Annotated in this window: 17 protein-coding genes; 8 read left to right on the plus strand and 9 right to left on the minus strand. The window is 56.2% G+C overall.

Annotated elements, in window-relative coordinates:
- Nucleotides 1-35 precede the first annotated feature (35 nt).
- The 5 genes from SH139x_RS18900 to SH139x_RS18920 all read right to left on the minus strand — a co-directional run bounded on the left by SH139x_RS18900 (nucleotide 36) and on the right by SH139x_RS18920 (nucleotide 9,564).
- Nucleotides 36-3,299, minus strand: a complete 3,264-nt coding sequence (locus tag SH139x_RS18900; RefSeq protein WP_488351323.1) for a glycoside hydrolase family 2 protein — start codon at nucleotides 3,297-3,299, stop codon at nucleotides 36-38.
- Between the two features lie 245 nt (nucleotides 3,300-3,544).
- Nucleotides 3,545-4,084 carry a peptide chain release factor family protein gene (locus tag SH139x_RS18905; RefSeq protein WP_488351324.1) on the minus strand — a complete coding sequence of 180 codons (540 nt, stop codon included), beginning with the start codon at nucleotides 4,082-4,084 and terminating at the stop codon, nucleotides 3,545-3,547.
- A 24-nt stretch (nucleotides 4,085-4,108) separates the two neighbouring features.
- Nucleotides 4,109-6,295, minus strand: coding sequence for a hypothetical protein (locus tag SH139x_RS18910; protein ID WP_488351325.1), 2,187 nt, complete (start codon nucleotides 6,293-6,295; stop codon nucleotides 4,109-4,111).
- Complete coding sequence (locus SH139x_RS18915) at nucleotides 6,292-7,308, minus strand: efflux RND transporter periplasmic adaptor subunit (protein ID WP_488351326.1); 1,017 nt, start codon at nucleotides 7,306-7,308, stop codon at nucleotides 6,292-6,294. Before SH139x_RS18915 ends, SH139x_RS18910 begins: the two co-directional genes overlap by 4 nt.
- 48 nt (nucleotides 7,309-7,356) lie before the next feature.
- Nucleotides 7,357-9,564 (minus strand): hypothetical protein, encoded by a 2,208-nt coding sequence (locus tag SH139x_RS18920; protein WP_488351327.1) that lies wholly within the window; start codon nucleotides 9,562-9,564, stop codon nucleotides 7,357-7,359.
- A gap of 512 nt (nucleotides 9,565-10,076) precedes the next feature.
- Here SH139x_RS18920 and SH139x_RS18925 point away from each other — a divergent pair.
- The 8 genes from SH139x_RS18925 (at nucleotide 10,077) to SH139x_RS18960 (ending at nucleotide 21,958) form a co-directional block, all read left to right on the plus strand.
- Nucleotides 10,077-10,316 carry a hypothetical protein gene (locus SH139x_RS18925; RefSeq protein ID WP_488351328.1) on the plus strand — a complete coding sequence of 80 codons (240 nt, stop codon included), beginning with the start codon at nucleotides 10,077-10,079 and terminating at the stop codon, nucleotides 10,314-10,316.
- A gap of 169 nt (nucleotides 10,317-10,485) precedes the next feature.
- On the plus strand, nucleotides 10,486-11,280 hold the full coding sequence (locus SH139x_RS18930; protein ID WP_488351329.1) for a carbon-nitrogen hydrolase family protein: 795 nt from the start codon (nucleotides 10,486-10,488) through the stop codon (nucleotides 11,278-11,280).
- 824 nt (nucleotides 11,281-12,104) lie between these two features.
- Nucleotides 12,105-12,350 (plus strand): hypothetical protein, encoded by a 246-nt coding sequence (locus SH139x_RS18935; RefSeq protein WP_488351330.1) that lies wholly within the window; start codon nucleotides 12,105-12,107, stop codon nucleotides 12,348-12,350.
- A gap of 1,519 nt (nucleotides 12,351-13,869) precedes the next feature.
- Nucleotides 13,870-14,517, plus strand: a complete 648-nt coding sequence (locus SH139x_RS18940; protein ID WP_488351331.1) for a hypothetical protein — start codon at nucleotides 13,870-13,872, stop codon at nucleotides 14,515-14,517.
- A gap of 59 nt (nucleotides 14,518-14,576) precedes the next feature.
- The gene (locus tag SH139x_RS18945; RefSeq protein WP_488351332.1) at nucleotides 14,577-15,395 is read left to right on the plus strand and encodes an alpha/beta hydrolase; all 819 of its coding nucleotides are present in this window, start codon (nucleotides 14,577-14,579) and stop codon (nucleotides 15,393-15,395) included.
- Between the two features lie 207 nt (nucleotides 15,396-15,602).
- Entirely contained in the window at nucleotides 15,603-19,748 is a 4,146-nt protein-coding gene (locus SH139x_RS18950) for a tetratricopeptide repeat protein (RefSeq protein WP_488351333.1), read from the plus strand.
- A 2-nt stretch (nucleotides 19,749-19,750) separates the two neighbouring features.
- Nucleotides 19,751-20,917, plus strand: coding sequence for a glycosyltransferase family 4 protein (locus tag SH139x_RS18955; protein WP_488351334.1), 1,167 nt, complete (start codon nucleotides 19,751-19,753; stop codon nucleotides 20,915-20,917).
- A 129-nt stretch (nucleotides 20,918-21,046) separates the two neighbouring features.
- The gene (locus SH139x_RS18960) at nucleotides 21,047-21,958 is read left to right on the plus strand and encodes a serine/threonine-protein kinase (protein WP_488351335.1); all 912 of its coding nucleotides are present in this window, start codon (nucleotides 21,047-21,049) and stop codon (nucleotides 21,956-21,958) included.
- A 28-nt stretch (nucleotides 21,959-21,986) separates the two neighbouring features.
- On the opposite strand, the gene SH139x_RS18965 is transcribed toward SH139x_RS18960, so the two are convergent.
- The 4 genes from SH139x_RS18965 to eno form a co-directional block, all read right to left on the minus strand.
- Nucleotides 21,987-23,000, minus strand: a complete 1,014-nt coding sequence (locus tag SH139x_RS18965; protein WP_488351336.1) for a DNA polymerase III subunit — start codon at nucleotides 22,998-23,000, stop codon at nucleotides 21,987-21,989.
- On the minus strand, nucleotides 22,997-23,680 hold the full coding sequence (gene tmk / locus SH139x_RS18970) for a dTMP kinase (protein ID WP_488351337.1): 684 nt from the start codon (nucleotides 23,678-23,680) through the stop codon (nucleotides 22,997-22,999). The genes SH139x_RS18965 and tmk overlap by 4 nt, the downstream gene beginning before the upstream one ends.
- Nucleotides 23,681-23,740: 60 nt before the next feature.
- Nucleotides 23,741-24,328 (minus strand): hypothetical protein, encoded by a 588-nt coding sequence (locus SH139x_RS18975; RefSeq protein WP_488351338.1) that lies wholly within the window; start codon nucleotides 24,326-24,328, stop codon nucleotides 23,741-23,743.
- An 85-nt stretch (nucleotides 24,329-24,413) separates the two neighbouring features.
- Entirely contained in the window at nucleotides 24,414-25,700 is a 1,287-nt protein-coding gene (gene eno / locus SH139x_RS18980) for a phosphopyruvate hydratase (protein ID WP_488351339.1), read from the minus strand.
- Between the last annotated feature and the right edge of the window lie 142 nt (nucleotides 25,701-25,842).

Genomic DNA, 25,842 nt, shown 5'->3' on the forward strand with positions numbered 1-25,842 from the left:
ATGATTGACAATTCGACTCGAGGCGAGCCGAGTCTTTAGCTCGGGGGCACCAACAACGGCGGCCCCTCAGCTACCGGCTCGGTGGACAGATAGACGGGGCGGAAAATCCCTCCGGCTCCCTGCCAATCATAAACCCGCACGCCAATCTCCACTTGCCCCTCCCGCGTCACCTCAACCGGAAGCGGGAAACTAATTCGCAACTCGAATGCCGTTTCCCGCTGCTCGATATCTCCTCCCTGGCCGATCAACGCATCGCCGGCAAAAACGTCGAAATAATCGTCCACGCCGGTAAATGTCATAAATATAGGCTGGTCACGCCACTCCGCAGGTATCTCCACCTGGGTACGGTAAAATCCCCAGCCATCCAGATCGCCATGCCCCTGACTGTCCCAGTGCCGAGTGATCTCAATCGGCTGCCACGCATCTTCACCCATCATTTCCAATCGCCACTGGTCGGTAGTCGCTTGCCCCCGCAGGTCAGCATCCCCGGCGCGACGAAATTTCCAATCTACCGTCGCCAAACTCTTCTGCTGACGACGCGAATCGGCCCGCAACCGCGCTAATGTTTCCGCCGACAAAGCGGGGGCTGAAACCGGGCCGGCAACATACTCCAGCAACGACTCCAACAGAAATCGCCCCGCCGCTCCCGAACCCTCGCCGTGATTCAAACTCGAACAAACAATCGCCCCCGCGCCAGCCCGAGCCTCCCACAATAACGCATGACTACGGTAATAACTCAAATCATGGTTGTCCCACAAAGACAACAGTGGCTGCACCTCGTCCATCAGCGGGAAATCGAACATCACGGCACCGGCCAAATCAAAGGGCTGTAATTCCACCAACATTTGCCGGTTGAGCCGTTTGACAATCGCCTGCTCCGCCGCCAGCGGACCACCACGCAAAAACCAATGATCACGCGTCGCCAGCGAACCGGGGCTACCATCGGCCAACAATAAACATCTCGCTCCCGCGGTCACGCGATCTAATAACAGCGGACTGAGACGCTTGCTCAAGATCAAACTCTCCCCGGTGGGCATTTGCCGCGTGACTTGGTCCCCGCCGAGCAACTGCGCATCCAACCCCATCGCCGCCAGCTCCGCATCACTCACCGATGCGTCCACGAAAATGCGTCTCCCCTGCAACAATCCCGACGCCCCCGGCTTGGGCACCACCCAAAGATCCCAACGATTGCTCGCCAAGATTACAGCCCGCTGGCTATCGAATAACTCGACTTGCAACTTGCCGGGCCAAGGCTTGTTCGCTGCCGCCAAGGGAATCTCCAGCTCCACCACCGGTCGCGAGCTCGCATCGCGTTCACAAACAACTTGCCCCGCACCCAGCGACACGCCGCTGTCTCGATTAAGCCACTGGTAGCGAAGCTCTAACCCTGTCGGTATCCCGGCGGGCAACCCAGCAGCCAACCCGGCGTCACCCGCCACATGAATCGTCGGCTTCCAAACCTGATCAGCAGCCACGCTCCGCAGCCAACTTCCAGCGTTTAACACCAACTGCAGTTCGCCATGCCAAGCAAAATCTTCCGCTGACCATTTGGCGTTGCCAGCTCGGTCGATCAACCCCATGCTGGCTAAAGGAAAATCTCGAATCACGCTGACCACATAACCGGCCTCCGGCAAGCGATATCGAAAGGCCTCAATCTGATACTTGCGAGTCGCCAAGGCCAACCACTTGGCATCGCGCGCCACAACACCGAAATCTGTCAACCGATGATCCCGCAAAACCTGCTTGCGGTACCGTGGCTGATCCTCTGCCGACAACGATTGATGAGGTGGCCACCCGCCCAATACCGGCTCCCAGGAATTAGAATCGAACGCGTCATCCCACGTGTCCGCCGCGATTGCTTCACCCAGGATCAACGGCTTCGCTTCCCGGGCTTCAATATGTGCGTTAAGTTCTGCTAATTTTTCCAACCACGTATGATTGTTCCCGTAAGGATGGTCGTCGTAAAAATCATGAACTCGATGCCAGCCAATCCAACTGCTATCATCTTCGATAATCGCTCCGGGAATAATCTCATGGCCGAGATCGTATAAACCTTGAATCACATCGACCGCCGCGCTGTGCCCCGTTTCGCACGTCAAACTTCGCAAAATCACTGACGCTGAATTGCGGTCATAATAAAAGAACTCTTTGAACTCCTTTTCCAGTTCAGCAAACTTCGCTGGCGAAAAATCAGGGTGCCATGTCGGATACTCGACCCATGTCAACATGCCCATCTCATCGGCCATGTCTAAGTACGCTTGAGGAGGCACCCACAAGCAAAATTTCATCAGATTGAAACCACGCTGTTGGGCAAATTCCAGCTCCGCTCGCATCGCTGCCGGATCGATCGCCGGAGCCAGACGCGGAGGCGCGTAACCCCAATTCAGAAGTCCGCGAATGTTGACCGCTCGACCGTTGACCAGCAACTCGCGTCCACGCGTTTCAAAATGGCGGATGGCGGCGTGACGACGCACGCGATCGACCACTTGCCCATCGCCGCGCCGCCGCACGGCCAATTCAATCTGGTAGCGATAAGGTGACTCGGGACTCCAGCGATGGATTTGCGACGGTACGATCGTTTGTTGGATCGATCCCAAAACTTGGTCAGAACCAGCCGACTGCGGCACTGTGGTGGCAACCGGCCCCGTTTCCAACCCATGCCACACCCACGATGTTTCCACAGCTGGTTCCGGCCCCGCAATCCGATAACCGAATTCATAATCAGTCAAGTCGGCCCGCTGATCACCGCTCAGCTGCGCTTCCAGCCGCATCGCGTCTTGCCCATCAAAGCCCGACAGCAACAAATTAAGGTCGTCGATATAGACCGGACCGGCTGTTTGAATCAAACGAACATGTTTCCAAATGCCACCAAAGTGCGGTATCACGATCGGCAGAAAGCCCTGAGTGTTATGCCCCACTCGCTCATCCAACTCGATGCGCAGCGGTTGGTCGGTCGTTAACAGATCGGTCACGTCAAACCGGAAAGGGGTCCACCCACCAAGATGCTGGCCCAATGTCGTCTCACCCAGCCGTACCGTGGCGGCGGTCGCCGCACCGTCAATCTCAAGCAACATCCGCCCCGCAGCAGCCAGCCGCGGCGGACACGCTAACATCACACGATATTCAGCGACGCCGTCGAAATCATCTCCCAACATTTTCTCAAAGTCATTGCCAAATGTCGCTGGCAGAACCTGCTCCCCGGCATGAATCGTGACCCCTTCAGTTACCAGCTGCAACGACCGCTCGCCATCCTCAGCCGCCAATCCGCAAGTCCAACCACCCAACACTAACGATGCCAAAATTACCCACCGCCAAACAGCGCTTGCAGCCCCATTCCTAGCACATTGCAAACTTCTTCGCTTCCACACCTTGCCACCCCCCAAGAGAACACAACTCAGCACTATCCACTAATTGTTAACCAGGGTACCCGCTAGCCACGGTTCCCGTTAGCCGTTTTGGCGCTAGCCACGGTTCCCTTATTTACTCGAACTGATCACGCGCAACCAAACGGTGGCTAGCGCCAAAACCGCTAACGGTTCTGCGCTTATCGTAAAGTCCCACGGCCGTGTTCGTCGCGAAGCCGATTTAGCCACTGGAACGCGGGGGGGGTCGTCTTCAGAAAACGCACGATCTGACTGGCCGTCGTTTGCCAGCTCGCCGCCACAGGTTGCGTGTCACCCTCAGCGCTCCAAAGATCATCTAGCAACAAAGCCAACAAAGCCGGACGATCCAAATTATCGCTCGCCACGCGAAAATGCTTACCCCGATAAGCAGCTCGCAACCGATCCCCCTCAACGCAACCCTCCGACAACTCAGCCGTGCGCAGCTCCACTGCTAATGCTTCGCGCAGCCGACGTATTGCCATGCGACGATTGTCGACTTGACTCCTCCGCTCGGCGGCTTCACCCGTGATCCCGCTGGGCCGATGCAGCAACACGATCGCCGTGGAAACCTTGTTGCGATGCTGACCTCCAGGACCTCCCCGGCGAGTCTGTCGCAGCTCGCAATCGGCTAACAATTGATCAACCGTAAGCAGAGCGGGATGCGGAGCGGGGCACGTGGGTGGAGCAAAAGAAAAATTCAACAGGTCGTTCCAACTGGCAAACGATTAGAGTCCATCACCACGGATAGTGTCCCAAAGATAATCCCACAGGCGAATCGACTCGCCCCGCACAACCGCGGTCACTTTGCCACCCAGCGGAGTCTCCCCCGCAATCTCTGCTGGCAATCCGCACGTGATCTGAAAGCTGTCGGGAGAAACATGCTGACTTAACACCCCCTCAGCAGACGCCGAACCTCGCTCAACCGACGTACTACTGATTGCCCCCACGGTCGTCTCCACGACTCTGCCAACCGCATCAAGCGAAACGCGTACCGCCTGACCACTGGCGAAATGTCGCCTCAATTTCGCATCGACCGAAAGCGTCACTTGTTTGGCGCGCGGATCGGAGATGTGACACCACGGTTCGCTAGCTTCGATGGTAGCACCGACGAGCGGTGAGAAATCGTGATCCACCCGCGGTATCGGCGACGACTCCGCAGGCGGTTTGGCGGGGGGCGAAAATACCATCCCAGCGTCGGGAGCCCGTAATTGTAACGAGGCGGTTCTTTGCGCACGCTCTTGCACCAACTCGTCAGCCGCCGCGACCGCGACGGCGAAGGGCGCGAGCCTGTCAATCAATTCAGGCTCAGCGACGGAACGTTGTCTTAACGCGGCGTACTGAATCGCTAGTTCCCCCGCCCGCGCCTCCGATCGCAACTGCTCCAACTCGAAGCTTGGCGCACGCAGACTTGCCAATAATTGCCCCCGCTCCACCTGCTGGCCGGGCTGCACGTAAATTCGCTCGACCGTCGCTGTTTCCGGCACATAGACAGTTTGTGCTCCCGCCAATTGAACCGTTCCGCTGATCGTCACCCGCCGCTGCACCGGAATGAACAATCCAGCGATCAGCAACACCACGATCGCCGCGGCCACCACTCCCCGTCGCCAAGCGGGAACGGTCTGCCAAAATCCTCCTCCACGAAACATGTTTCCCAATTTCATCCCTTGCATCACCACCACCATCAACGCCAATAACCAGACAACCACTCGCGCCACCGGTTCCATGCCCATGTTGCTGGCAATCATGTAAAACCAACCAACCAAAGCGACAACCACAAACCACTGATAGACCCGCGAAGCGACAAAGTATCCGGCCCAACCGCACTCGCCCCACCAATCAGCACCCAGCCAATCAGCAACCCGCCACTTCCCACCGAACCACTGCCCACCTGACCATCCCGTCGCTCGCGGCTTCGCCCACGAAGCGATCAACAGACGATCAAATGCCCGCTTGGCACGCTGTCGCATATTGGTTTGGTTGAGTAGGTCTGCCAACACGAAATAACCATCATAGCGCATCAATGGATTCGCGTTAAAGATAAAGGTGCTGATCCCACAGACGAACATTAAATGCAAAGCGGTCAAATGCAGCAACGAAGGTTCCGAAAAGAACCACACCCAAAACGCGAGCGCCGCGATAATCCATTCGCAATAAATCCCGGCCGCCATGATTGCCATCCGTCGCCCGGCCACCGGAACCCGCCAACTTTCACTCACATCACAATACAAACATGGCGTGCCGCATAATAACAACATCCCAATCTCCCGGCACGGCGCGCCCAGCCTGCGACAAACCGCTGCGTGACTCAACTCGTGGGCGATCTTTGTGAATCCAATCACGCTAATCGCGATCCCCCAGTGACTAGCTTGAAACGCCGGCAACAATCCCACTTCACGAGTCAACGACTCCAGAGAAACTAATGCGGCTCCCCCAGAAACCAAAATCAATAAACACCAGCTCAGCACCGCCGGCAAACTAAATAGAAAACCGGTATATCTGGCTAGCTGAACGGCCAAGCGATCGGCCGGCAAACCGGGCAGTCGGATGTACAGCGGATTCGCCCACCAACGCTTGGCGACCGCGGAAGCAGCATCCCGCGAGGAACTGTCCCGCGAAGAACTGGGGGCGTGACGATCCTCGGCAAGCAATCCGTGGCGACGCGTCTCTTCCAATGCCAGCGTTGCGGAACCCGCGCTGCCCCCCGCCGCACTTTCCTGCTGCGACGCTTGGGCCAACTCAGCCAACTGCTGGCGATCGGCCAACCGCAGAAAATTAAACCATGACGTGCGGACCACGCGTCCCGAAACCGGATCAGCCAACCACGCCTCATCGGTCCGTAAACGCCGACGCCGCACGACGCGAAGATCGCTGCGCAGTCGCACTCCGGCGGAACGCACGCTGCCCGTGGTCAACGACGCGTTCCTTCTTCAAAACCCAATCGACGGGCGGTCGCCGGGGACATTTCCGCAGCGTTAACGCTAGCCGGATGCACAATCACCGTGACGCGTCGCCCCGGGGCTAACAACCAGCCCTCCCCCAGACGCCGATTTTCAATCGACGCGTGAATTCGTATCTGCCCCTCATCATGCATCTGCGGATCCACCGATGTGATCGTCCCGCGAAGCGTCTGCAGGCGATCCCCCTCCGTCCAACGCACCGTCACGGCGGTCCCCACCGCATTCCTCGGCGATAACTGGGTCTCGCTGACCACCGCCGATACGCGGAGTCGATCCATGCGGGCCAAACGAGCGATTGTCTCACCCTGCTGAGCCCATTCCCCCGCGGATTTCAATACCGCCAAGATCACGCCTCCCACCGGACTGGAAATTTGCAATCGACGCCGGCGAGCCTCCAGACGCTCAATCGACGCGCGTTGCAATTCCAACGTCATCGCTGCCTTGGCCTGCTCTTCCTCAGCAATCCCCACGGCAATCTCCGCCAACTTGACCGCCAACTGAGAGTCGCGGACCGCGTTGCGAGATACTAACCCAGGACTCGATTGATCCAGACGGAAATCGCTATCCGCTTTTAACTTTGCACTTTCCAGATAAGTTTTAGCCTGCTGCAATGCGAGTTGACTGCTGGCACGTTGCTCCAATGTCTTCCGCTGTAATTCAGCCTCGCGAATCTCTCCCAGAATGCTCGAATCGTCCTGCACAGCCAACAACTGACTCGCCTCCACCGTCTGATTGGCTTTCGCGAAGACTTGCTTGAGCTGCTCAGAGGCCACCGCCGGTACCGCAACCTCTTCCACAAAGTCCACCTGACAGCGATCGATCACAATCTGCTCCGCCAGCGATAGCTCCACTGCCAGCATCGTTGGCCAACCGACGACTCCCAACAATACTCCTGGGCCTGATAACAACCCGAGCCCCAACAATAACGAACATACGTAACGCTTGGCTGATCGTCGGCACATCTTCATGATTCTCACCTTGATCGAATTCCCCAACCTCGAAACCCCGCAACGCTCTTACCAATACAAACGGACCGCGGTTTGCAACATGCGAATCAGATCTTGGCAGACCACATACCCCAAAGGTTTCTGGCCGCAGTCGATCGCCAACACCACCGGCGCTCCTGGTTCTAAGACTGGCAGACCTGCAGCCTCCGTGGCAAATAATGCAGTCCCGCTCGGCTCCTCGCCCGCACTGCCACTCGGCAACACCGGGCCCAGCGAAGTCAACTCGGCGGCAAACTTTTGATCTGGATAAGCAGCCAACACGGCGGTCGCAGCAAGCGGCTTGTTCGCTAGCGCATCACTCGACAAGCTAGCCCCTGCCAGGTTGGCATTAATCACGTGGTCCAACCGTTTTTGCGGAACCCTCGCGTCGATCTGCCAACCGCCGGTCTGCTCCACAACCCGCAGCAACAATTGACCACGACGCAAAGGACGCGATGCCAATTGATCGGCCAGTTTCCAACCATTCACCGTGCCCTCACGATCACTCACTAACAACAATTCCTCACGCTGGCTCCGCAGAATCTCCAGCTCGCTACTCAACATCTTTCCTTGATGGCGATTCACTTTCAATTCTGTTTGCCAACCGCGAACTTGCCCACGTTCATCATGCGTGTAGTTTCGCAGTTGCGTCTCCAAGTCGGCCGCCTGCTCATCCAACACGCGAATTTGCCCCTCCAGCTGACGAATTTGTTCGTCTAAACCAGAATCCACCAGCTGCACCAGCGGCTGGCCCCGCGAGACCCGATCACCATGAACCACGTATAAGGTTTGCACCGTAGCGTCGCGGGGCGCATAGATAATCTGCTGCTGCCGCGGCTGCAATATCCCATCCGCGGTGACCACCAGCGGTACTGGCAACATGGCGGCTATGCAAAGCGTCAACAGGAAACCGAGCGGCAGCAACATCCGCCGCAACATGCTACGCTGGCCGGCAACAGACCTGCCGCCAAATTGCCACCAAGTCGATGTCGTTCCCTCCCAGCGTGCCAGCAATAAACTCAATTGCCCGCACATCAATCGCCACTGCTCCAGCTCACCCGGCTCCGCCAAATAATCGGCCGCGCTCCGCTCCGGATCGTCTTCCACAACCAAGCACCAACTCGTTCGCGGCGAACCATCGTTCAGCAAAGCCACACCGCGCAACACCAAATGCCCCTCCTGCACAACCGTTTCTAACTCGGCATCTGACCGTTCTCCGCAGCCACTCCAATCGTCATGCCCGTGATGCTTGGTCTCGCCAGTTCGATGCTCGCCAGTCTCGCGGTCGTTAACATCCACCGCACTCCTAGCAAGTATCAATCCACTGCTCTCCGGCTCGACAGCTTGCTGACTCGCTTGATGAGCAATTTCGCTCAATGCTTTGATCAATGCGGCGTGCGGATCCAGCTGCTCTACGCCGCTCACGGCAAGCACCCGCGCATGGCCGCCTTGCAACTCCACCAGCGTCACCCGCTCCGCAGCACTCCAACTCCGCACGCCATCGACCAGCTGACGTTGAAAGCTCGCCGCACGCCCAAGCAGCTCAGCACGCTTCCGCGAACCACCGGGCCCCAGCCGCCCAAGTTCAATCAGCAGGCGGTCAGCCTTGATCGCCCATTGCACGGTTGCATCTGCAGCTCGCCAACGACAATCCCGCAAATATTCCGCGGCCAAATCCGCCATCTGAGCAATGAATCGCAAATAACCACGTTGAGCCGCCGGGCCGCTGCCAGCTGGTATCAAGACTTCCAGCATCGTTTCCACCGGTCCATCCAAATCGACCGGAATGGGCACGACCGCGGCCAACTCGGCTGTCGGATTACCCGGCTCTTCACTCTCCCAATCAGCTCCCGGAGGAACCATCACCGCACCGCCGGAATCGCCGACCTCGTGGATCATCGCCTGATGACACTGAGCCCCGTCAGAAACTTCCAGCAACCGACGATCCATATTGCCGCAACGATAACGAGCGGCCCAATGACCATCGCGGCGGCCCCACAGCACAACTGCCTCGGCCGCCATCGCCGTGCCCACAAGGCTAAGGAAACGCGGCCAAAACCGCTGCTCCGGTGTCCGCGAATGGGCCAAAGATGAAATCTCAGCAATGATCCGACCGATCTCCTGCCGGGTCTCGCGCACCACCGCATCCACCCCCGAGCGGCCAGCTCCAGGGTCGACTACACCGATTCCCGCATCCGCGGAGAATCGAAACGGTTCGTGATCGTCTTTGTCATGCATCGTGCCAGGAGGAGTAACAAACTGACCGACCAGCCGTCAATCGCGGACAACCAACCACCCCCTTCCCGAACGCACACTGCGTTCCAGCCCCATCGGGACAACGGGACTCCCGCAATCAGGACCTCGCCGTCCAAGTAACCCGCCACCCGGAAAACTTTATGGTCCCGACTCGGCTCGTCCCAGCCAGTCGCCAAAGAGACACACCCAAATGGCGCAAGCCGCAACCCAAATAAACAGTCGATTTCGTGCGCTCCACTCTTAAATCTATACCTTCCTGTATAGATTTATTTTCAAGGACCAAAACAAGTTCCGGTGATCAGCCCTCGTGCTCGTCCTCGTCATCGTCATCAGCGTTGACGACTGCGCAATCCTTCGACTACGTTCCTCGATCCCTTGAGGCTTCACAATCACTTGCGAGGCTCGATCGAGATTGCTCGCGGTTATGCCCGAGGTTCCGCGGGAATTGAAGCCTCGCAGAGCGGTCAACACCCCATTTACAAACGGAGCACACGATGAGCAAGAAACAGGACACACCTATCGAGCGACTGAAGAACGTGGCCTTGTGGCAGTGGGGTCTGCTCCTCATCATAGCTGGTGTACTCGCCAATGTGGCGATGGGCCTGCAGGCATCGCCGGCCGGTTCCGCTGCGGCGCGCGGCGAGGCGGTCGGGCGAGCTGTGTTCACCTTATTGGCTGTTATGGCCGGTGTCGTGCTGATCGCCATAAACTTTGTCCGTCAGAAGCGGCGTTAGCCGACGGCGACCCCGTCATCGCGGTCGTCATGATCCAATCCAATGGATCAAGAGCCGAAATGGGCACTCCACGCGAAATCGATTCGACCAATTCTTGGCGGCCTAAATCATTGCCGGGCGGGCTGAGCGTCAGGCGTCATCTGCCAAACACAACGGAAACACTGCTACGATGAAAACCACTCGAATAGCGCTGGCAAATCTGCGAGCCCCCGCGACAAAGGAAGAATCGCTCAGCCGTGCACTGGACGCAATTTGCCATGCGGCAACTGATGGAGCAAACATCATATGTTTTCCCGAGTGTTACGTGCCAGGCTATCGCATTGAAACTACACCCCAAATTACGGACCAAGGTTGGCTCGACAACGCATGGTCACAAATCGATGCGCAGGCAGCCGAGCACTCTATTGGGGTTGTCCTCGGTACTGAGAGACTTGACCACGACGGACTGCGAATAACAGCCCGCGTCACAAACCCGGACGGAAGTCTCGGAGGCTTCCAGGACAAGGTGCAACTCGATCCATCGGAAGAATCCACATACCGTGCAGGGTCCAAGCGGACCATCTTTCAGTGCGGTGAATTGACGTTTGGTGTCGTCATCTGCCATGAAGGCTGGCGGTATCCCGAAACAACGCGATGGGCGGCCCAAAACGGGGCACACCTTGTGTTTCATCCTCACTTTGAAATCATCGAGAATGCCACTTACGTGCCGAAATTGTTTGCAGATCCCAGCAATTCATTCCACGAAAAGGCCATGCTATGCCGAGCAGCAGAGAATACTTGCTACTTCGCTTCTGTGAATTGTGCGATCAAAGGCGCCACAACAACTTCGGCCGTTGTGGATCCCGATGGAAAGTTGCTGACGCATCAACCCTACGGCAAAGAAGGTCTACTCTACGCGAATATTCAGCTCGACAGAGCAACACGCTTTCTTGCCAAACGGCTACTGACCAGTTTTGAGATTTGAGACCAGCACGTAACCAATGAAAGGGAACCCAAAAACGCACCCCAGTTGTCGATCGAACGGCTCCTCAACCCAGAGTCAATTGGCGGCAACCGCGTGATTTTAGTCATTCGCAAAGAGAAATTGGAAACCGTATCAATGACAGAGCCAATCGCTCACGGCATTCACATCGCATTGCCGACAGCAATGATCGCAGAAGGTTGGTTACTGCCTCGCGTATCCAGTTCATCTCGCATTTCAGATGGTGCCGTTCACTCGGAAATGGAAGGGATTTCGTTGGCCCCTTTTTGCCGCTGGAGTTATGGTTGCTAGTGTGCTTGCAACATGGGTAATGCTCGGTACCGGAGGAATGGGGTTAGAGGGAAATTCCTAGACATCCGACTTGCCAGCGTGAGCGTCGCATAAGTGGCGACGATTTCCTACCGGCGGCAGCGTGCGACTCTCCGGGCCAGAGGGCACTCTCAAAATCGAGCTTGGAAACTTCGCCCAGAGTCCACGCGAGCTCCAGACGCAACGTGTTTAGCGGGCTCCTTCCCTGCTGCTCGCGTTTCATGCGGTCGCTTTCAAGGTACTCTGGGGACTAGGGTTCGGCAATCATTATTTGCTGATCGCATTCGTTAACATTGGATTTTCTGTATACTTACGACGTGGACTCTGGTAGGCACTCGAGATTGGCCAGAAAGATAGAGGCAGGAAAATATTCCTCTCGAATTTCCAAGCCCCTTTGGCTGCCACGCTGAACTTAATCGAAGCGTAAGTACCGAACTCCGCAGCCAAACCAATAGAATTGTATTGCCGCCAGCCATTCTCTCGAAATGCGAAATATCATGAAAAAGAGCAAGGTTCTTGGGCCGCAATCCACCAATCAGCACGGCATTGTTGTGGATGGGTACGAACGCCTGGTACACGGTGTGGAGGCCGAGGCTCGGCGGACCATCGAAGCTAAATACGCTGACGAGTTGAACTCTGCCGGCATGCTCAAGCGTTGGAAGCTGAAGAGGAGGATCGACGCCGAAATCGCGACGCTCGTAGAGGAGTTGATGTCTCACGTTTCAAAAGACGGTTTGTTTTGAAGCTGCCTGCTAGGAAAGTAGTCTGCACTAGATATTTCCTCGCGAATTTCGGAAAGGAGGCCCCTGCCGCTATTGAGTCTGCGGAAAGATTCCGATTATTGAGCTCTCCCCCGACTTTGCCGATTCCGTATGCTCACATTGCGGTTTGCTGATGTTCCCATACCTGATGCTCGTGCGTGGTCACGATCTGATTCCGAATCTAACGAGAATAATGGACTTCTCGTTCGTCAAGAACTTGAATGAAGACACGAACTCCGTTTGAGAAATCAAACGACATGCAAGCACCCCACGCCCCCCTCAGACAAAAATTGTGAATTCGCATCCCAATGGTCAAAAACATCGGCTGCTGCGCGCCTTTTTTCACTGGCTATTTTCTTGGCACACCTGTTATTGGTGATCGCATTTTGTGATTGTCGACGGCCCCCGTTCTTCCCGCCATCGGAATGACCGAATATAATAAATTCATGATTTATTATGGGTGCACTGGTATGTTGCCTCTGCTGGCGTTCGATGTTGTTATGTGGTTCGTCATCAAGAATCGCTGGGAATCGTTCCTCGTTTGCACACTCGCGATCCCTACTATTACGCTTTTTTCTTGGCTAGTCTTGGGGCCGTTTCTACGAACATCTTATGCGTTTTCGAAACTCCCAGAGTCAGCAGCGGCTATTGGGCAACTCTGAAGGCAGAATAATGCGCAAGTCGGTCAAAGTTGCGGAATTCCGAAAGTATTACCTCGAAATCCGTGACAATTCGAGTATACCCTCTCTAAGCTCCATCCAGACCGTGAACCCTGAGATTGGAATCGGGGGGACAGCGGGTGGACGACCTAGTCTCAGTGCCAAGCCGGTCCACAATGACCGTTGAATCGACTATCGAACGTGCCAGTACTGAGATTAAGGCCGGGCGACAGTGGCGAGCAAAGGAAATTTTAGCCTCTAGTCTGCAAACGTATGGATATTCGCGCGAGATCTACTACGCTTATGCGAATTCTCTCCTCGCACTGGGCGACGACCTTGAAGCGGGCCGATTCTACTTGTTGTCGGTCGATGAACCCGATGCGGATCAACGTCGGGTCATGGAGCTTTTTTTGGCACGCTTTCGGAATGACGGCTGGCAACAGCTTCGTTCCCGTTTTCCGAAATCCGCGAGAGTGCTGAATCTGGGAGACTACCCAAGCGTTCTTCGCAGTCGACTTGAAAGACTGGGAGCTCCGGAATTGCTAATTCCGCAACAAGTAATCTCGAATTACGCGAGTAAATCATTCTGCTGGGCGATACCTGCCGGATGCATTGCCGCTATAGTCGCACTCGTGACGTGCACGGTCATTGGGGCGTATACGATAGTAAGATGGATGGTGATGGCTCTGTAAGCGATCCGACAATTTGAGCCATGAGCCACTGAGGGAAAATCGGATGCAGAAAAACATAGACCTTTCTCTTGGATTTTTACCTAGGCAGTTTTTTTTAAACAATGATGACTGCCAGAATTACTAAACTCAAAGGACGGCAATTTGCAGAGTATGATACGCCATCTCCCGCTTATCGGTGTCACCGCAGCGTTTGCTCTGCTGGCGATTTCAGCTTTCGGATATTCCGGAGATGTTCACTGGACGCGTGTGACAGTATCCATGTTGTGTGCGCCCGAGTTAGTCGATGGTGAAACAAATCCTGGACGCGGACTCGCCATCCTAGGCTTGCTGCTATTGTGCCTCAGCATGTCACTGCTTTTCGAGTTGATCTCACGACTTGCGGATACGCGAAGAAGCCGAGGAATGATTCAAATATCGGGTATCGGCGCGATGGTCTACGCGTTTCTTACGGCAACACCAATGCACAACTTAATGGTGTCGATCTCGCTATCTTTCTTCGTGGTAGCACTTGTTTCGATCATCAACATGCTACACTTTAAGCAGCGCAACCTGCTTGCCTTGGCTGGAATAATTTTCCTTGGATTTAAACTGGCAAGCGCTTCTCTGTACTATTTAAACAGTTTCTCAGAGATCTGGGGGACATTGCAGAAATTGACTTTTCTTCTGACAACAGCTTGGCTGTTCGCCGTACACTTGATCGTAGGGAAAGGCAGGGGTAAGGGGCAGCCAAATGATTTATCAGGCAGCGACCTGGCTGCGGTTTCTAGTAGCACGAGTTCCGCGTCGGGCGGGTCTTGATTTCAGGCGTTCGTTGCTAGCGAAAACGGGAATGTGCGGTGCGAAAATCGTTTATAATCATGCTCCTGCTGTTTGCTGTTTCCGCGGCGTTCCTGGCACCCTTGGCGGAATTATACAAAGGCAATCCACCTCCTGGGCTCAACAGTTTTCTTTTCTTTCCGACGAAGTATCCGGATGGAGACTGGGATCCGCCAGGCCTCACCTACGTTGATACCTATTTCAAGTCAGAGGATGAAACCGTTCTTCATGGCTGGTACTGCCCGAGCGAAACGCCCATCGCTTACGTTTTGATTTTGCATGGCAATGCGGGAAATATTTCGACTCGCTCGGGTCTTTTGCGTTTACTACAGCAAGCGAATATTACCGCCTTCATCGTCGACTATCGAGGTTATGGTCGCAGCAGCGGCAGTCCGTCAATCGATGGAGTGTTGCAGGACGTAAAGGCTGCTCGCATGAAGTTCAGCGAGGTTGCAAATGTGCCGCAAGCGGAGATGTTTCTGCTCGGCGAGTCACTAGGTGGAGCTTTTGCGAGTAAGCTGGCGGTCGATGTTGAGCCGCGTGCTTTGATTTTGCAGAGCACTTTTTCTTCGCTCAGGGAGTTGGCCGATCTGCACTATCCCGCTCTCTCGTCGTTGGTGTCAGCGGAGCTGTTGAACTCGCAGGAAACGCTCAGCGATTACGACTGTCCTTTGCTGCTGGCGCACGGGAAAAACGACCTCATCGTTCCGCACTCACATGCGGTTGCGATCTTTTCCGCAGCCAGGGGGCCTAAGCAATTAGTCTCGCTCAACCAAGCTGGTCATAATATTTCTACGAACGGTACCTACCAGTCTGCGTTATTGGCATTCATCAAGAGTCACTCCAAGCAGAAAGAGTGAATCGCTGGAGCGAAGCAAGCAGCGCGGCGACGATGCGAAGCGGGCAAGGCAACAGCGGAATCGGACGCGTGCACTAAACAGACTCGCGAGCAACCCTGCTGGGGGAGATCGCGAATGAAAATGAGAGGTTAAACTGGGCGGGGTTATTTGTTTTTGGGCATCATGCCGTGAAGTCAGTCTCGTTCCGTTACGCTGCGAACTCCGCCCATGTCATCACAAGATCACACAAGACCCGATATCACCGATTCGTTAGGTTCGCAGCATGCCGCTGAGATAGACGAGTTAGTGGTCGGCCTGCGGGAGCGTCAATTGGCGGGTGAGCCGATTGATATCGAGGCAGTCGTTAGCCAACATCCTGCCGAGTGGGCGGATCCGATTCGGGAGGTATGGTCAGCCTATCAGTTGCTGGAGCAGTTCAACAAGCCAGAAATTGCCTTGCAGATCACCGACTACGACATCGTCCGCGAATTGGGGCGTGGCGGGATGGGGGTTGTTTACGAGGCGGTGCAAACTCGCTTAAATCGCCGGGTGGCGGTGAAGGTACTGCCCGCGGAACGCTTGGAGACGAAGGGGGCGGTGGCCCGTTTTCAGATTGAAGCAAAGGCGGCGGCCTCTCTACACCATAGCAACATAGTGCCGATATTCGAGGCAGGCGAGGTCAATGGTGTTGCCTTTTACGCGATGCAATTGATTGATGGTTGGGGGTTGGATCGCATTCGCGACGAAATTCGCGATTCTCGGTCGCGGCAGGTGGCAACGCGGCGGGCTTCGCGTGATACGCGGAAGAAGCAAGCGGAAGTGGGGGCTACGCCGCAGGCTGGTCTACAAAGCACGCAAGACCTGGGAACGACGGCAGCCGAAAAAGCGGGCGACTTTCGCCTGTCAGGTGAAACGGAGGGAGGTGCAGCGATACCGACCGACGAAGATCCCAAGGGGGTGCCCAACGCGCATGTCGCGGAACACCTTACGGAGAGGGCGGCGGAAGATGCTCGGGCCACGTGGCGATCGTTGCCGGCTGCCGGCGAAGCACACTGGCGGTTTGTGGCTCAGACCGGAGTTCAGATTGCCTCAGCGTTGCACTATGCGCATCAACGAGGCATTGTCCATCGTGACGTGAAGCCGGCTAACATTATCCTCGATCGGGAGCAGGTTGCTTGGCTGGCCGATTTTGGGTTAGCCAAGAGTGGCGACCTGGGATTGACCGGAAGTTTGGAGGCCCCCGGCACACTGCGTTACATGGCACCTGAGCGATTTACTGGAGAGAGTTCGCCGGCCGCCGACACGTATGCCCTGGGAATGACTCTCTATGAACTCTTGTCGTTGGAATCGCCCTTTGCGGCCGGCGACAGGTGGGAAATGATGGAACAGATCCGAGATGGGAAGCTAATTCCAATCAGGAGATTCGATGCCAGTATCCCGCGAGATTTGGAAACGATTATCACTAAGTCGGTGGCGCACCAGCCGGCCGACCGTTATGCCACAGCTGCGGATATGGAAGAGGATTTGCGGCGTTTCCTCGAGGGGCGACCGATTCTCGCGCGGCCCGTCACCAGCATCGAGCGACTGTACCGTTGGAGTCGTCGCAACCCGGCGTTGGCGAGTTCCTTAGCCGCGTTGCTGGTGATGCTGTGCGGCGTGGTGTTGGCCTCGACTTGGGCAGCTTTTTCGTTCAGCGCACTAGCGCGCAACGAAGCAGAGCAACGCAGGCAGGCAGATGTCGCCCGCGTCGCCGCTGAAAAAGCTGCTGACCAGGAACAAGTCGCGCGGCTCGAGGAACAGCGTCAACGTGAGTTTGCCGAATCGATCACGGAATTTGTCAATCGAGATATTTTGGCATTGACCAGCGTTGAGGGGCAGATGCGTTTTTTGCCCGACCAATGGGAAAGCTTGGGGACCGATGCAACGCTCAGCACTTTGATGATGCGAGCGGCTCGTAGCCTAGAAGCACGCAACGATTTAGCACCCGACATTGAAGCGGAATTGGCTTGGATGATCGGCATTAGCCTCCGCGCGACCTCGAAATTTAATGACAGTATCCGCATGCTAGAGTTGGCCGTACAACGGAGACGAGAGGCTTATGGCGAAAATGCGGAACCAACGCTCGCCGCGGAAAACAGTTTAGCTGTGACCTACCGATCAGCGTCCCGGGAGAGCGAGGCCATCGAACTGTTCCGCCAACTGATCAACAAGCATGAGCAAATGTATGGCAAACATAGCCAGGAAGCTTTGCTGGCCCGCAAGCAATATGAGGTCGCCCGCATTGACATGATTCCCGTCGAGAAGGCTATTTCGAATATCCAAACGCTGGTCGCGGAAATGCAGCCAACACTCGGTGAAACCGCTTGGGAAACGCTGCAAGCCGAAAGCTTTCTCGCTGAGAGTTATTATAACGCAGGGAAATTTGACCAAGCGATCGAAGTCAATACCAAAGTCATGGCTGCCGCAGAGGCAAACTTCGACGCGAGCGATTATTTGAATCTCAATGTTCGCCGCCGCCAAGCAAAGATCTTACAACAACTGGGGCAGTACGACGAAGCAATAAAGCTGGCTAGCGAAACATACGCGACCACGCTGCGGACCATGGGGCCAGACAATCCTTTTTCAATTGGTCATCGCGGCACGCTTGGCACGACCTTGAGACGAGCGGGCAAGATCAAAGAGGCGATCGCATGCGTTGAGGAGGCATTGCGGTCGGCTCGACAATTCTGGGGCGACGAACATATCGAAACCTTGCGTTTGATGCTGAGCTTGTCCGACTGCTATCGAGACCAAGGTCGTGATCAAGAAGCGTTGACGCTCAACGAAACGGTTCTTGCAACGCTTCGCAAAAAGCTAGGGCCGAGCCACCGCACGACGTTGGGCGCAGAAATCGAGCGAGTAAACCTGCTGAAACGAGTTGGCCGGCGACGTGAAAGTTATGAACTCTGTCAAGCGACGCTACCGTTAGCTATCGAAGCTTGGGGGGAGACACATCCTCAAACAATCACCTGCAAAATGCACCTGGCGGCCGCCTATGAGGATATGCGAAATTTTTCCGCAGCGGCCGAAATTTACGAACAGGCGTTGGAGTTGAGCCTGGCGAGCGGTTCGCCGGTCAGCACGGCGATTACGTCAAACAATCTGGCGGGAGTTTACCTGGATTTGAATCGTGCAGGTGAGGCCGCGGAGCTGTGGGAGCAAGCCGTGGCAACTTTGACCGCATCGCTCGGCCCCAATCACATCGTGACGCTGCGAACCCGCGTCGGGCAAGCAACTGGCTACGAACGACAAGGCCAAACTGAACTGGCGGTGCAAGCGTGGCAAGAAATCCTCACGGTGCAGCGTCAGCTCTTGGGGGAAGAACATCCCGACACCTTGACCACGGCCAATAATGTTGGCTTTGGTCTCTTGCGACTGGGCGATGCGAAACAATCAATTAGCGTGTTCGAATCAATTATTGAACCAAATCGAACGGTACTTGGTGCCCAACACCCGGCTACGCTCAGAGCGATGGGGAATCTAGCGGCAGCCTACAGCAACGCGGAACAACATGACCAAGCTGACGCGTTGTGGCGAGCAACGATCGCAGGCTTGAAAGAGTCCATGGGAGCCATTCATCCAAGCACGCAACAAATGATGCGGAACTTTGGTGTCAGTTTGTATGGCCGGGAAAAATACGATCAGGCCATCGAAGTGTTTGCCGAGGCGACTGAGGCGTGCCGTGAAGAGCTGGGAGACCAACATCCGCAAACACTGCGAATGGCTGGTAACCTGGGGGTGAACTATTGGAAGAACAAGCAACCGCAGCTGGCTGTGGAAACCCTGCTTCCCGTTGAACAGGCGAGCCGCGGCAACCGTTCGCTGCAGTTTGTCCGACAAAGTCTTTTGCAAGCCGCTGCGGAGATTGACGACCAGTCGACCGTCATGGACGTTGCGAAGCAAGAGTTGGCGCGGGTTCGCAGCGAGTTCGCTGATAAGCCGTTAGACTTAGCGGAACAAATGATTGATCTGGCTGAATTATTATGTCGCGTGCGCGCTTACGAAATGGCAAAACCACTTGTCGACGAATATTGGTTGCTCAGCGAAAACTCTGCCACGGAAGTATCATCCGCTTGGCGAACTTGTTTGTCACAGTCGCTCGGCGGGCAAATTGCGCTCGCCAACGCTGATTTGGAGTCTGCCCTGTCGTACCTCAGCAACGCGCGAGATGGTCTTGCTATGGTAATTGATGAGATACCGGCAGCTCGGCGGGAAATCATCTTTCGCGAGTGCCTACGGGCGGGGTGCGACGTGCTGAGTCAAATGCAGCGTGACGATGTGTTGGCGGAATGGCAGAACCAGCTCGACAAATGGGCAGCCAAGCTGCCTCATTGACCATGGATAGCACCAGAAATTCAATGTTGCGTGTGGCGCAATTCGTATCTGGTAGAGAGATTGACGGGGCCAGTCGTCATGCGGTGACCTTATCGCGAATACTCGCGGCGCGCGGACACCACGTGGATGTTTATTGTCGCCGTGATTCTTGGGTTTATCAGCAAGTCGACGCGCTGCGAAAATTAAGTTCGAAAAATATTGCTTTGACGCCATGTGATTTCCGCCGCAATCGCGGTGCGCTGAAAGCTACCAGTCAATGGCTGGTCGACACCGGCATTCAATTAACGCACAGCCACAAAACTAGCGCTTGTCATTTTTCGTCATTGATCCGCTGGTTCGCTCGAATTCCATCGGTAGCAACAGCTCATCATCAAAGCTTCCAACTGCACTGGTTCGCCCACGATCGCATTATTGCGCCGAGCCAAGCCACGGCTCGCTACTTGCGACGACGTCACTGGGTACCGGCACGACGCGTTGTAATTATTCCCTATCCTCAAGCTATTGATTGGGGATCGCGGGAACTTGATGCTGATCACAGGCTGCTGCGAGACCAGTTCGCTGGATCATCGAGCGCGTTTCTAATCGCCGTGTTGGGCAGCGTCGAACCTCGAAAAGATCTGCTCACGCTGGTGCGAGCCGTGGGTGAGTTGCGCAACTTTGTGCCCGCGATGCAGATCATCGCAGCGGGCGGTCTTTCGCCAAAGTATGTCGGCAAACTGAAACGCGAAGCGGCGGCGTGGAACATCGCAGACCGCTTGCATCTGCTGGGGCCGCGGAATGATGTGGCGGCGATCATGCGGCAAGTTGATGTGGTCTGTTTACCATCGCGACATGAGCAACTACCACTGTCGATTTTAGAAGCGATGGTAATGGGCAAGCCAGTATTGGTCACGCCGGTTGGCGGGTTGCCAGACTTGATTCGCGACGGCGTCGACGGCTTGCTGGCTCCCGTTGGGCAACCGAGCGAGTGGGCGGAGCGGCTCGCCAGGCTCGCGGAGAGCGATGACTTGAGAGCGAAACTCGGTGCGGCGGGGCAGCAGAGGGTGGCCCAGTATTGTCATGAGACCAAGCGTGTGGAAGACATTGAAGATGTCTACCACGGGGTGCTGGATCGGTCACCACAAGCGAGTGGCACGAGCTCTAGCAATCGTAACACCTGCCCAGAATAGGTAAATTCAGCAGATTAGGTCATCTGCTCGGTAGTTTGAGGTTTGCCTGGCTCCGGTTGTAGCTCCTCGTCGGTTTGTGTCGATGCGAGAGGTTGGAATTGCTTACTTCAACACACCGAGAGGCACTGCATGCAACGGTCTACCGCTTCTGAGCAGCAAACCAGCGCACCGGCGGCCACTTCCGCGAGATCTCGCTCGCCGGGGACCAGCACCTTGAGGGCGGCTGACTCCTTGGGCACCGTGGGCATTTGGCGATTAACAGCTTTGCTGCACCGGGGCAGCTGGTGCGACCTATACGCGGCTCAACCAGCCGACGCTGCTGGCAGCCCTCGCAGTGACTATGCCGTCAAGCTGACCCGTCAAACGAGCCAGCAGGACCCGGAAGCCGCTTTGCAGGTTCGCAATGAAGCAGCGGTGGCGGCAGTTGCCAAGCATCAGCATCTAATCCCCGTCCTCGATGGGCAAGTCGGCGGCAATCGACCTTATATTGTGATGCCGCGGATTAACGGAGTCACGCTGGAGACGCTGCTGCAACGCCCCGAGCAACCGATTCCGGTTGCGTTGTGGTGGATTCGCCAGTGCGCACAAGCGGTTGCTGTGTTGCACGCTGCCGGTTGGAGCCATGGCGATCTTAAACCAGAAAACGTGTTGGTCGATTTGAGTGGGCACGCGACGATTGTGGACTTGGGGTTTGCGCAAAAACTAGGCTCGGCACATCAACCGCGGACTGCCGCGCAGGCTGAGTTTCGTGGGACGCCCGCCTATGCGGCCCCGGAACTGACCGATGGATCTGCCAGCACGGTCACGGCTGCCAGCGATCTTTATTCAATCGGGCTAATGCTGCGAGCTTTATTGGCCGAGCGGGAGGACGCGTTTCCCCAACTCGCCGCGTTGTTGGAGCAGATGACGGCAGAGCAGCCGAGCGCGCGACCGACGGCGGGCCAATTGGCTGAGGAACTTTTGAAATTAGAAATCGACACGTTGCACCTTCACATTAGCCCCGGTCAACCTGAGATTTTTGCCCGCCGCGATGCCGCTTAATCGAGGCGTTCGATAAGGCGTTCGATACTTAGCCCGCTGCGGCACCTCGTTGCAGGTCCGCAGCCCAGGCTTCGATCATGGTTGCCTGATTGGCGAATCGATCGACGTGGCGAACCAGCTCGAGGCTACGTTCCATGCGGAAAAGATCGCGTTGAACCTGAGTGTTTCCGAGTTGATTCACTTCGGCCGCTGTTCTCAGCCGGCGGCGAAATATCTCAGCTGCCAGCGAACCGACTTCAGAGAGCCGAGCCCGGCGCAGGGGAGCTTCCGTACCGGCAGCCTCGACAAACTGGGTCACGACGCGAGCGGTGGCGATCGCCTCGGGGGGCTGTTCGAGCAGATGTTTGGTAAATAGCTCGGTGAACTCGCGAAATTCCTCGGAAAGGAAAGCGATCGCGCGGCTCAGGTCGCCACCGACGGCATCCAGGGCGGCCGAGATAGCCGCTGGCTCCAGCTCCAGCTCGCCCGCACGTCGCAGTAGAATCTGTTCGGCATCGGCACGCGGCGGCGAGGCAAAGCGAATGATTTGGCAACGTGAGCGAATGGTTGGCAACTGTCGTTGGGCACTGGTCCCGATCAACACCATCAAGGCGTGGGGCGGAGGCTCTTCGAGCGTTTTGAGCAACGAATTGGCACCTTCCTGGTTGAGTACATCGCAGTCGTCCAGAATGGCGATACGACGACCACCGGCCATCGGTTTGAGCCTAATATCGTGACACAATCCCTCTTGCATGCGGGCTTCGCGCCGACCGATCAGCAGTTCAACTGGAATGGTCGCCCGATCATCAGGTTTGCTGACTTGCAAGATATCGGGATGCGTGTCGGCGGCAACTTGAATGCAGTGCGAGCAGACGCCGCAGGGAGCCAGTTCAGCCGCCGGAACCCGTTCGCAAAGCAGCGATTTCGCCAAATAGCGAGCGAAGGTTCGTTTACCAATGTTGGGGGGACCCACAAACAGAAAGCTACTCGTCAAACGACCGGTCGCGATCGCGTTGCGAAACCAGCCGCGCTGCTGTTCGTAGCCGATCAGATCGCCACTCATGACGTTTGCCGCTCCGTATCGGGCTGATTAAGTTTGTCGGGCTGATTCATCAAGTGTTGCGCATCAATCAGGTCGGGCTTGTTGAGCGTGGTGGCGACGATTGTCCAAATTTGCAAGGCGATCGCTTCGATGTCGTTTTCAGCGTCAATGATGGCGTAGCTATTGCCAGCCTTGGCGACTTGGTCGAGGAAGCCTTGACGAACCGCTTCGAGATACTCACGACCGCGCGATTCCATCCGATCAGCGGGGCGGCCCAAGCGGGAAAACGCGGTGGTTGCCGGCAAGTCCAGCAGCAACGTGAGATCGGGGCGCACTCCAGCAATCGCAATTTCGCCCAGTTGCCACAGCAAATCGGGCGATTCACCTCCAGCGGCACTTTGATAGACAACGTTTGCCAGCAGGAAACGATCACACACGACGACTTGACCCGCAGCCAAGGCGGGGCGGATGCGTTCTTCGACTAATTGTGCGCGGGCCGCCATGTAAAGCAACGCTTCGCTGCGGCGATGCATCACCAAGTCGGAATCGAGCAACAATCCTCGAATCGCTTCGCCAGCGGGCGTGCTGCCAGGATCGCGCACCGCAACCACCTCCATTCCGGCGGCTTGCAAGCGCTCTACCAGGCGACCAATTTGCGTCGATTTGCCACCACCATCCACACCATCGAGCGTAATGAACAACGTTTCAAATTCCTAGCTACGCGATTAACGGGGCGTTTTCAGCTGACAAAGTGGTTGCAGCTATGCGGGCGGTTTCAGCAAGGCATCCCAGTCAGTTTCGCCCGGGTTGCTATATCCATCCGTACCACCGACGACGGGGCGATGTTCGTAATCAATCACTTGCCAGCCGTTTTGGGTTTCAACCATCCGCAAGAACAACCGCCGGGCGACTGCTTGATCGCGAATACCGCCGCGGGCCAAACTGACTCGGACCGAGGCGGTCAGATCGATGACTGCTTCGCGGGGTTCGGTCCCCGGTAGCAAGCGAATTCGATTGAAGCCACCGACGCGGGCGCGAGTGAACTCGTAGTTTGGCAGTTCGGCCTTGGCCCGCGCGAGAATATCGCCGCGGTCGGAGTGAATCGACAGATAAGCCTGTTCAAAGTCGTTGGCTTCGACATGAGCGGCGAATTGCCGAATCGACTTGCGAATCGCCTCATCGTCGGTTTCCACTAGATTCGCAAATAGCCAAGCCAGCGGGATCAGCGCCAAGCAAACAGCACCGCTGATGGCAACTCCGCGCGGCGCACCTCGGGTCCACATGTAAAGCATAGTGAGTGCCAGGATCCCCAGCACGACGCTGATCAAAATGGGTTGTTCTGCCAGCATCGTGTACATGGGAAACGCCTGTCAGCGGACAAATACTTGACGAGCAACATCGACTCGTCAAGCAAAACAATGGAAATCCGATCGCTTAGGAGCAGAACTTGGAGACCAGCAGCGGGCCGGCGTAACGTCCGCCGATCCCCAGCATCTCTTCGATTCGCAGCAACTGATTGTACTTGGCCATGCGATCGCTACGGCTGGCCGAGCCGGTTTTGATTTGGCCGGTTGAGAGAGCCACCGCCAAATCGGCAATCGTGGCATCTTCGGTTTCGCCGCTGCGGTGACTGGAAATACTGGTGTAGTTGTGACGTCCGGCCAACTGGATCGCGTCGATCGTTTCGGTCAGCGTGCCGATTTGATTGACTTTGATGAGAATGCTGTTGGCAATCCCTTCATCGATACCGCGTTGCAAGCGTTCGGTGTTGGTGACGAAGAGATCGTCGCCGACGAGTTGGATTTTGCTACCCAAACGATCGGTCAGTTTTTTCCAAGTCGCCCAATCGTCCTCGGCGCAACCGTCTTCGATCGAGACGATGGGGTATTGGTCACACCAGCCGGCCAAGAAGTCAACCAGTTCGTCGCCCGACAATTGCTTGCCGTCGATCGCGTATTTTTGGGAGCTGGAATCATAGAATTCGGTGGAAGCAACATCCAAGGCAATCCAGATTTGCTCGCCCGCTTTGTAGCCGGCAGCTTCGATCGCCGTCATGATCAGATCGAGCGCTTCCTGGTTGCTGCCCAGATCGGGAGCAAATCCGCCTTCATCACCGACCGCCGTATTGAGTTTTTTCGCAGCCAGCACCTTCTTGAGGTGATGAAAGATTTCGGTACCGGCCCGAAAGGCTTCGCTGAAGGTGTCAAAACCCAAGGGCATCACCATAAACTCTTGCACGTCGACTGAGTTGTCTGCGTGTTGTCCCCCGTTGATGATGTTCATCATCGGAGCGGGCAAGAGATGCGCGCCGGCGCCGCCCAAGTAGCGGAACAGGGGCTGAGCTGTGTAGTTGGCAGCCGCTTTGGCAACGGCCAAGGAAACGCCAAGAATCGCGTTGGCGCCGAGGTTCTTTTTGTTCGGAGTGCCATCGAGCTCGATCATGGCCGCATCGATGCCACGTTGATCAACGGCGTTCATTCCCAGCAACAAATCGGCAAGCTTGGAGTTGACATTTTCAACCGCTTGCAGAACCCCTTTGCCCATGTAACGGGACTTGTCGCCATCGCGCAATTCCCATGCTTCGTGAACGCCCGTACTGGCACCACTCGGTACCGCCGCCCGCCCCGTGCTGCCGTCATCCAAAACGACTTCGCATTCCACGGTCGGATTGCCACGACTGTCGAAAATTTGCCGTGCGTGGATCGATTCAATCAGACTCATAACTCGCTGTGCTCCTAAAAATCGCAGATGCTTTGGGGGCAAAAATAGAGTGAATTTATTTTCCTGGCATTGTGGCACCACCGCGAGCGACTGACTAGGGCGGGCAAACGCGGTGCGGGCAGGTAGGGTCTTGCCACTCGTC

It is taken from the genome of Kothea flammea (genome assembly GCF_052161645.1).
GTDB lineage: Bacteria > Planctomycetota > Planctomycetia > Pirellulales > Pirellulaceae > Laterigemmans.

Excerpts from the sequence above, each read along its gene's own strand:
- SH139x_RS18915 (WP_488351326.1), bottom strand. The coding sequence starts at position 7,308 with ATGAAGATGTGCCGACGATCAGCCAAGCGTTACGTATGTTCGTTATTG.
- SH139x_RS18920 (WP_488351327.1), bottom strand. The coding sequence starts at position 9,564 with ATGCATGACAAAGACGATCACGAACCGTTTCGATTCTCCGCGGATGCG.
- SH139x_RS18925 (WP_488351328.1), top strand. The coding sequence starts at position 10,077 with ATGAGCAAGAAACAGGACACACCTATCGAGCGACTGAAGAACGTGGCC.
- SH139x_RS18930 (WP_488351329.1), top strand. The coding sequence starts at position 10,486 with ATGAAAACCACTCGAATAGCGCTGGCAAATCTGCGAGCCCCCGCGACA.
- SH139x_RS18935 (WP_488351330.1), top strand. The coding sequence starts at position 12,105 with ATGAAAAAGAGCAAGGTTCTTGGGCCGCAATCCACCAATCAGCACGGC.
- SH139x_RS18940 (WP_488351331.1), top strand. The coding sequence starts at position 13,870 with ATGATACGCCATCTCCCGCTTATCGGTGTCACCGCAGCGTTTGCTCTG.
- SH139x_RS18945 (WP_488351332.1), top strand. The coding sequence starts at position 14,577 with ATGCTCCTGCTGTTTGCTGTTTCCGCGGCGTTCCTGGCACCCTTGGCG.
- SH139x_RS18950 (WP_488351333.1), top strand. The coding sequence starts at position 15,603 with ATGTCATCACAAGATCACACAAGACCCGATATCACCGATTCGTTAGGT.
- SH139x_RS18955 (WP_488351334.1), top strand. The coding sequence starts at position 19,751 with ATGGATAGCACCAGAAATTCAATGTTGCGTGTGGCGCAATTCGTATCT.
- SH139x_RS18960 (WP_488351335.1), top strand. The coding sequence starts at position 21,047 with ATGCAACGGTCTACCGCTTCTGAGCAGCAAACCAGCGCACCGGCGGCC.
- SH139x_RS18965 (WP_488351336.1), bottom strand. The coding sequence starts at position 23,000 with ATGAGTGGCGATCTGATCGGCTACGAACAGCAGCGCGGCTGGTTTCGC.
- SH139x_RS18975 (WP_488351338.1), bottom strand. The coding sequence starts at position 24,328 with ATGCTGGCAGAACAACCCATTTTGATCAGCGTCGTGCTGGGGATCCTG.
- eno (WP_488351339.1), bottom strand. The coding sequence starts at position 25,700 with ATGAGTCTGATTGAATCGATCCACGCACGGCAAATTTTCGACAGTCGT.